The 8,583-nt window shown below is 66.5% G+C and carries 5 protein-coding genes; 3 read left to right on the forward strand and 2 right to left on the reverse strand.

The window, feature by feature from the left end; translation table 11 throughout:
* Positions 1-777 precede the first annotated feature (777 nt).
* Both XM48_RS00475 and XM48_RS00480 read right to left on the reverse strand, forming a co-directional pair.
* Positions 778-3,111, reverse strand: coding sequence for a DEAD/DEAH box helicase family protein (locus XM48_RS00475; protein WP_046453809.1), 2,334 nt, complete (start codon positions 3,109-3,111; stop codon positions 778-780).
* Between the two features lie 2 nt (positions 3,112-3,113).
* Entirely contained in the window at positions 3,114-5,063 is a 1,950-nt protein-coding gene (locus tag XM48_RS00480; RefSeq protein ID WP_046453810.1) for a site-specific DNA-methyltransferase, read from the reverse strand.
* Positions 5,064-5,423: 360 nt separating this feature from the next.
* Here XM48_RS00480 and XM48_RS00485 point away from each other — a divergent pair, with 360 nt between their 5' ends.
* The 3 genes from XM48_RS00485 (at position 5,424) to XM48_RS00495 (ending at position 8,552) form a co-directional block, all read left to right on the forward strand.
* Complete coding sequence (locus XM48_RS00485; RefSeq protein WP_046453811.1) at positions 5,424-6,482, forward strand: ankyrin repeat domain-containing protein; 1,059 nt, start codon at positions 5,424-5,426, stop codon at positions 6,480-6,482.
* Positions 6,479-6,904 (forward strand): hypothetical protein, encoded by a 426-nt coding sequence (locus XM48_RS00490; RefSeq protein WP_046453812.1) that lies wholly within the window; start codon positions 6,479-6,481, stop codon positions 6,902-6,904. The genes XM48_RS00485 and XM48_RS00490 overlap by 4 nt, the downstream gene beginning before the upstream one ends.
* Positions 6,905-7,046: 142 nt before the next feature.
* Positions 7,047-8,552 carry an Ig-like domain-containing protein gene (locus XM48_RS00495; RefSeq protein ID WP_197074105.1) on the forward strand — a complete coding sequence of 502 codons (1,506 nt, stop codon included), beginning with the start codon at positions 7,047-7,049 and terminating at the stop codon, positions 8,550-8,552.
* The last annotated feature ends 31 nt before the right edge of the window (positions 8,553-8,583 follow it).

Raw genomic sequence — 8,583 nt, forward strand, 5'->3', positions numbered from 1 at the left:
GGTGGGTGTGTGGGGGGGGGGTGGGTGGGGGGGGCGGGACGACGCCGGTCTGGGCCGTTTCAAGGCGCTCGTAGGGCTTCATCCAGACTAAAGCAGTCCGTGCCGGACCGCAGGACCGCTTCCACGAAGACGGAGTCGTTGAATCACACGTGCGGCCGGCCGGTGCCCGACTGCCCCCAGGCCTTCGAAATACGAGGTGGACTCGTCAAAGACGACGAAGCCCAGGTCGTACCCCGGTCGCTCGGCACGGTAAATCTCCGCGTTCCGAGCATGCTGGTCCACTGTGCTCGTGAAGTGCAGGGTTCCGTCGTCTCGGTTGAAGAATGTCACCGCAGATGTCACCAGTAAGAGGCGGATGTCACCGTGACACGCCCGGCCTGATTTGGAGCACCGTCTCCCAATGTAGCGTTCTTGATCGCTTTCTGCCTGCATGAATTACTTGTTCTGAATCTGTCTCCAAAAAAGCCAAAATCGCAGGTTCAATTGCCAATGCTCAGGACGAACGGCACCCGATAGCCACCCGCAGATCGCTCTGCGCTTCGGCCGACGCCCCGTCTACCCGGGGCCGGCTGCCCGGTCCTGAAGAAAAAGTGATCCGAGAGGTTGGCCCAAGTGTGCCAAGATCATCGGCTCGGTGCTCTACAGACCGGCCGACTTGGACCCGTTCTTCGAGTCAAAGCAGGTGGCGTGACGCACAAAACCTCTGCCGGATCGTTCTCTTGCAAGGGTCTTGAGCGTCTGATCGACTCGCCTCGGGGACGGCGCTGGGCGGTGCTCCTAAAATGCCTCGACCGGGAGGAACGACTTCACGAGCGACTCGAGATCCTCATAGGGCAACGTCAGTAGGTCCCGACCGCTGCCGAGCTCGAGGACGGAGAACCCGTCTTTGCCGTCGGGAGTACCGTCGGTCCTCCACGTGCCCTCGACCACGAACTTCACCTCGACGGTCGTCGAGACGTCCTTGTGCGGCTGGATCGACAGCAGTTTGCGCCGGCCGTCGCTCTCCACCAGGTACCCGCCCTTCGTGTCGACGCAGAGCACCCTGTCCCCTGACCACACCAGGAAATCAGGGAAGAACCAGGCGGTCTGACCGAGCGACACGAGCTGGATACGGTAGCCGGTCTGCGAGCGGTTGCGCGCCCATGTGAGACCCGTGGCGTCGAGTGTGCGGGCAAACTGCAGCTCAAGCGGGTTGAGGCCGTCGTAGCCTTCGTGGAGAGCGTTACGAAAGGTCTCCATGGAGCCGCGGCGCACCAGTGTGCTACCGACCTCGTAGGGCTTGGGCTTGGCCTGCTTCAGCACTGCGTGGCGCAGGTACTCGTCGACGGCGGCCGCGGCGTCGTTGGCGATGCTCGCGTAGGCTCGGGACCCGACGCCGACCTTGGCGTCGAACTTCTTGTCGTCGGTGTCTATGACTGTCAGTGCAGGCTTGTAGCGCCGCGACACCTCACGCTGGAACACCCACCGAGCATTGACGCGGTTCGACTGCTCGAAGTCGACCCACTCGGAGTCTGCGGCCTCGCCTCCGCCGATGGCCTGCGTCACCGTGCGCCGGCGGCCCGTGCCGCGCGTGTTCACGGCGTCCTGCGTGTAGTCGTTGACCTTCTCGATCACCTTCTTGACGGGATCCACTGTGGCCGCGTTGTCGACTCCGGTGCGCGGGACCGTCCTCGATTCCTTCGGTTCGATGCTCACCGGTGGCTCGGACCCCGGCGGCGATGTCAGGATCCGCACCTCCGGCGCATCGCCGCCGAGTCCCTTGCGCACCTCGTCGATGATGCTCTTGAACACGTCGTTGCGGTCGACGCGCACATAGAAGTGCGCCGTGTTGAGCCGATCCGCCTCGTAGTGCGTCGCGCCGGGCTGGCGCAGCACGCGCCCAACGACCTGCGTGATGTCGATCGTCGACTCCATCGTCTTGTCGACGTAGGCGAAATAGACCGCAGGATCGTCCCAGCCCTCCTGGAGAGTCTTGTTGAAGATAATGTGCCGGTAGTCGCCAGCCACGAAATCGTCGTAGTCGCTCTCGCCTCCGCCGAAGAGCACGAAGTCTGTCGGCAGCGGGAAGTCCTTGTCGGTCTTGAGGTTGGCGTACACCGCGATCTCGTCGGCCGGGACGCCGCACTGCTCGGTGAGATAGCGCCAGATCTCTATCGGCGGGGCCTGCCGCTGGTCGAACGGCTGTTTCGGGTCGTCCGTCCGGCTCGCGTCGTCGGCGAGCACATTCGTGTTGCAGACGTAGATCGCCTTCGGCAGGAAGCCCAGGCCCTCCGCCTTCGCCGCAGACTCCGCGTCACGCAGGTCCGTGAGCATGTCGGAGACGGTCTCCTCCATCGGAGCGTTGAGGCCGTCGAGCTTGATGATGCCCTTGACGAGGCCCGACCCCACGACGGTCGACGACTTCACCGGAGTGACGAGCTTGTCGTCCGTGTAGCCGGCCTGCGTGCGCAGCGGCTGGATGACCTCGGCGTCGAACTGCGCGGGGAAGCGCAGCGTCGCGCTGGCGAGCAGGAACACGCTCGGCTGCTGCTCGAGCAGAAGCGTCGTCTGCTGGTCGCTGAGGTTCTGTGCCTCGTCGTAGACCACGATCAGAGGCCGCTGCATACCGTCCGACATCTCGCGCACCTTGAGCGCCTCCCAGCGGGTGGTCTCGATGCCGTCGATGTCGTTCTTGTAGATCTTGAGCTTGCTCTCCTCTCGGTCCTTCTGGTTGAACGTCCCGACCGTGGCGAAGTACAGAAGCCCCTCCCGCGCGTGCGCCGCGTCCTCTGGGTCGTACTCGCTGAGTAGGCGCACGGCGATCTCGGGAAGCAGATGACTGTACTTCCCGCCCTCCTGGAGGTTCGCGTAGCTCTGCTCGACGACGACCTTGCCCTTGGAGAGCCACAGGATCACCGGCGGGATTTCCGCGAGCGCCACGATCTCGCTCACGGCCTGCGCCAGGATGGCGGTCTTGCCCGAACCGGTGATCGATGAGAGCGCCTGATAGAAGGGCACTTCGTGCCGGCTGTCGCGGCGGCCCATGACGACCGGGTCGGAGTTGTATTCGATGAACCGGTCGGCCATCAATGAGGCCGCCCGTCGCTGGAACTGGAAGAGCTCGAGCGCCATGATCAGGCCTCCTCTGTGAAGGACTCGGTGCGGACATCCAGGCCGAAGTCGGACAGGATGCGGTCGGGGATCTGATACCAGGTCACGTCATCCGTGACGAAGAGGTTGCGTCGGCTGTATACGTGGTAATGGTCGGCCAACCCAGCCGCATCCGCTTCCTCCGTGATAGCCTCGTACACCTCTTCTGTGAGGTCGGGGCTCGAGTCGGGTCCTGCCCAGACGAGGAAGATGCCTTCGTTGCCGCCGTTCTTGGCGACGAGGTGGGCATACGGTTCGGCATCGCGCTCGACCGGAATGAGTACCGCCGCTCGACGGGAGCCGGTACTTGAGTGGGAAGCGATGACCGTGTCGACCATCTCGTCGCGCTCCATGAACAGGAGCGTCTTGGCGTCGACCTTCTTCTCGAGCTGCTTGAAAGTGAAGCCGCCGGCAAGAGGCTTCCCGCTGCCGTTGGCCCAATCACCCGAGAGCACCCGCGCGAGACGGTCTGCTGTCAATACCCGGGCGTACGAGTCGCCCCGCTCGGGCCGACCCTGCTCGACGAGGATGAACCGGCGATCACTCCCCGATGTCTGGTTGAGGGCGAGGACCGCGTGCGCGGTCGTCCCCGACCCGGCGAACGGGTCGAGCACTGTGCCGTTCGGTGGGCACCAGATCTGGATGATCTTCTGGATCAGGCGCAGCGGCTTCACCGTACGGAAGCCGTGGTTGCGCCCGACGACAGCGCTGAGCTCATCCACGCCGGTCTGGCTATGGCCCGACTGCTCGTGCTCCCAGGAGATTGAACCGAGCGACTCAGGAAAGTCGTGGTCGTCGTCGGCCCAATAAGTCATGGGGACGACGCCGCGCTTAACGTTCTCAAGATACCGCTTGTGCTGCGGCCTCCCCTTGCCGGAGATTCCGAAGTAGACGACTGGCCAAGGGCCAGCCTCGAGCTGCTTTTCTGCGCGAGGTCGTGCGACATCGATTGGATCAGCGAGCATGAGTGCCTTGACGCCCTTCTGAACCGACGCCACCGGCACGCCGGCGACGCGCGCCCGCTCCACCTCGTCGCCCAGGTCGCGCTCCACGTAGCGCGTCCCCCACCCCTCGAGTGCCCGCTTGACCTGCGCTCGTGCCGGAGCCCAGCAGCGGCCTTCCGGTGGGTAATGGAGTTCCCCGGTGAACGGCGACTGGATCGCGTATACGATCGGCTGGTTCTTCGCCGCCTTCCCGGCGGAGAGGTCGCCGGACTTCCAGACCTTGGAATCGCCATCGCGGGCCTGATATCGGGCGTCCATCTGCTCGTTACGCGAGAGCAGCGCGGTCTTCGCCCGCATCTCGTCGCGGGCATAGACGAGGACGTACTCCGTTGCCGTGCTGACGTGGGACTTATCCGACCGTGGCGAGTACGACTTCTGCCAGTTGATGATTGCAAGCCGATTCTCCTCCCCGAAGAGCTCATCGAGCATCTGGCCGAGGTGGAACAGCTCTCGGTGGTCGATGCAGATAGCGAGGACTCCCGACGGCTTCAGCATCGCCCGCATCATCTGCAGGCGCGGGTACATGAACTTCATCCATTTGGTGTGCTTAGCGGGGTCGTCGCTGCCCACGAACTCGCCCAGGTCGGGGTCGTTCGGGTCCGTGTCCCACTTGTCGTTGTAACGGAAGTCGCCGCCCGTGTTGTAAGGCGGATCCGTGAGAATCAGATCCACGTGGCCTCGCTCGCGGTACAGCGAGGCGAGCGCCTGGAGGTTGTCACCCTCGATGAGCAGGTTCCTCGCGCGGCCATGTTCGTCGCCAGCGCTGTACTTCTTGATCGTGCGCTGGTTGCGTGGGCGCACGCGTCGGCCGAGCTGCCGGGCGAGGACCTTGCCGGGGAACGAAAGGTTCACGCCGGCCCCGGTCTTCTCGCGGATCATCTCGATCAGCTGCTCGACGGGGAGATCCTCGAGCGCGGTAGCGTCATCCATGCGTGTCCTTAGGTAGGCGGATCAGGGGTCGTGAAGGCATGTTCCGCTCATGCCAAGACACTCATTGATCCTAGTCGGGGGCTCCGACGTTGACGGTTACGGGATCGCAGTTTTATTGTCTGATCTGGGACAAGTGCGATCCCGGCCCCACGGCGCGGAGCGCCTGGCCTACCGCAGGTCCTCGAACGGGTCGACCAGGCTCTGGAGCCCGTGCTCGGGGCATACGAAAACGATCCTCGCGCCGTGCTTGTCGGAACCGAAGCCTACGTCCGGCTTGCAGACTCAGCAGCCGCGGGAATGTTGGATGTCCTGCGTAGAGTCGAACCCGACCGCCCACCCGCAACACCGAGGAGGACGCCCGTGGCCAAGCGCAAGACCTTGCCGAAGGACTTCGATGACCGGCTGAGCTCGGCGACGCTCGACGAGCTGAAAGCGGTCTTCGACAAGACGCTCCTCGACGCGCGCGGCGGCTACGGCAAGCACACGGCGATCGGCTTCGTCGACTGCCCCGACGAACTGATCGCCTGGCTCGCGGAGCAGGGCCTCGACGTCGACGCGGCCGACACCTACGACCGCTCGCCGCTGTGGGAGCGGGCGTCACTCGGGCGCGACGCGCAGATCCCGCTGCTGCTCTCGCTCGGCGCCGACATCGAACGAACCGACCGCTACGGCGATACGCCGCTGCACGCGGCCGCGGGGAATCAGCGCGCGGCGACCGTCCGGATGCTGCTCGGGCACGGTGCGGATCCGCGCCGCCTCAACGAGAGCGACGAGGATCCGCTGCTCAACGGGTTGCATCGCACGCAGAACATCGGGATCCCGGCGATGGCCGAGGTCGCGCGCCTGCTGCTCGACGCGGGAGCGGAGTCGAGCGACGAGGCTCGTGCGCAGGTCACGCGGATCGGCACGGGCTTCGAGTTCCATCGCGCGGGCTTCAACCGTGACTTCCTCCCCGAGGTCGACGCCGGACTCACCGCGCTGTACGAGCTCTTCGGCGTCGAGCCGGTGCCGCGGCGCGCGATGCACGACGGCGTCTCGCCGATCACCGTGCCCGCGGGGGCCTGGCAGGATCAGCACCAGGCGCTGTGGGAACTGCTGGTGCCGTCGAGCGGGCCCGCGCAGACCGCGCAGGGCGAAGTGGTTCGGATCACGGGGAGGATCGCCCGCGAGATCCTCGACAACGGCAGCCCGAACTGGGACCGTCAATTCAAGCGCATGCTCGCTGCCGTACCCGAGCACCTCGCCACGGGGGTCCCGCTCGAGGCGAGCGAAGCCGAGGAGGCGAGCCGTCTCGCGCACGCGCTCCGCGGCGGGAACGACGACGGCGAACGGGTGGATCGGCTGACCGAACTGGCGGTGTCGTGGGTGGCGCGAAACCCGAAACCGATCCAGCTCGGCGAGGTCAGGTACGACCGGTGATCACCACCGGGCAGATCGCCGCTCGCTCCGAGGGGGATCGGCTGCCGCTCCTCACGCTCGAGGAGTTCTTCGACGGCAACGGGCGGGAGGACTCTTTCGCTCCGAACCGCTGGGGCCTCGGCCGGCCGCCGCTCGCCGAGATCGCCGAGCGTCTGCGCCAGCTGCGGGCCGATGCCGACGTCGCCTGGGTCCGCGTCGAGCTGCATGCCGACACCGAGGTCGACGAGCCGGAAGGTGCAGTCCTCGGCGAATCCATCGTCATTGGGACCACCGCACCCGCTGCCGAGCTGGAGGCGCGCCTCGACGCGGACTGGTTGCGCAGCGACGGCATCGTCGAATCCGATGATTCGTCATTGGAGGACGTCTGCGAGGTGCCTGCCGTCGACGGGCACGAGCGCATCGTGTTCCTGGTCTGGGACTGAGGCGCGGGCGGCAGGCATCCTGCGTGAACCAGCACCGGCCACGAGTTTCATGGCAGCCGGCTGGATACTCCAGTACGCTTCGCCTATGCGACGCATCATCGGAGCCGCCGCGGCACTCCTTATCGTCCTGACCGGATTGGTCATGACCCCCTCGGTAGCCACGGCGGACGAGCCGGTCACCGCGACCACCACGAAGCTCACGGTGAGCCCGGGAGTCTCGATACCGGGAGACACCGTGGAGTTCACGGTCGACGTCACCGCAGGCGATGGCACCCGCCCGTCGGGGTACTTCGCCGTCAGCATCCCCGGCTGGGGATCGAGCCACGGACGGGTCAGCGACGGAACCGCGGTGGTCCAGCACGTGGCCGGACCCAACTGGCCGGAGATCGCACCGGGGACCTACACGGCGACCGCGCGGTTCACCCCGGACAACACGTACGCCGAGTCGACCTCGAACCCCGTGACCTTCACTGTTGCGCCCGAGCGCGTTGCGACGCACACCGCGGTGAGCCTGTCGCAGAATCCCGTCGCCCCGGGACAGAGCACCCTGGTGACGGCCACGGTGGGCAGCACGGTTCCGGACCAGGTCGCGACGGGGGTCGTATCGTTCTCGGTGAACGGGCAGCACCTCGCCGACGTCTCGCTGGTCGGCGGCACGGCCTCGACCCCGTTCGCGCCGTGGGCCGCGGGGAACTTCGTGATCACCGCCTCCTACGCCGGTGAGCGGACCATGGCACCTTCTTCGTCGACCGCGACACTCACGGCGACGTCTCCCGCCGTATCGACCGCGACGAGCCTGACCGGCGCCCCGAGCGCGGCCGAGGAGGGCGACCCGGTCGAGCTCACAGCGAACGTCTCGGCGGTGCTCCCCGCCCTCGCTCGGAGCTCGGACCCGATCCCGACCGGAACGGTCGAGTTCCTGGAGGGAACCACCTCCCTCGGGACCGCAACCCTGGACGACGGCACTGCGTCGCTGACCCTCACGAGCCTTGCGCCGGGTACGCACCGGATCACCGCGCGGTACCCGGGCGGGGACGGCTTCGAGGCTTCGGAATCGGAGGATCCGTTCACCGTGACGATCACCGCCCGCCCGATGTCGATCGCGAGCCGCACGACCGTCTCGGCGTCGCCCGACCGAGTGGAGGCCGGATCCGAGGTCGCACTCGTTGCGGACGTCTCGCCCCTGCCGGTCGAGCGCCCAGCTCCTGCCTCCGCACGCGCGGCGGACGCGTCGGCACCGACCGGATCGGTGGAGTTCTTCGCGGACGGCACCTCCGTCGGCACGGCGTCGCTGAGCGACGGCACCGCCACACTGAAGACGTCTTCGCTCGCGGTCGGCACGCATCGGATCACCGCCGCCTACCGCGGGGACGACGTGTTCGCCGCCTCGGAGAGCGACCAGGCCGCCACCGTCACGGTGGTCGCGAAGCCGAGCGTGAAGCCCACGCCCACGCCGAAGCCGACTCCGAAGCCGAGTACGACCGCGCACCCGAGCAAGACTCCGGGAAGCGCACAACTGGCCACGACGGGCGCCGATCCGACCGGATCGATCGTCCTCGGCGGGATACTCCTCGCGGCGGGATCCGCGCTGACGCTGATCCACGCCCGTCGGCGGGCAGCGGGAGCCGCCCGGGCGACTGCGCAGTAGGCCGACGCCGCGACGAAACGCCGCAGCCCCG

The organism is Leucobacter sp. Ag1 (genome assembly GCF_000980875.1).
Taxonomy (GTDB): domain Bacteria; phylum Actinomycetota; class Actinomycetes; order Actinomycetales; family Microbacteriaceae; genus Leucobacter; species Leucobacter iarius.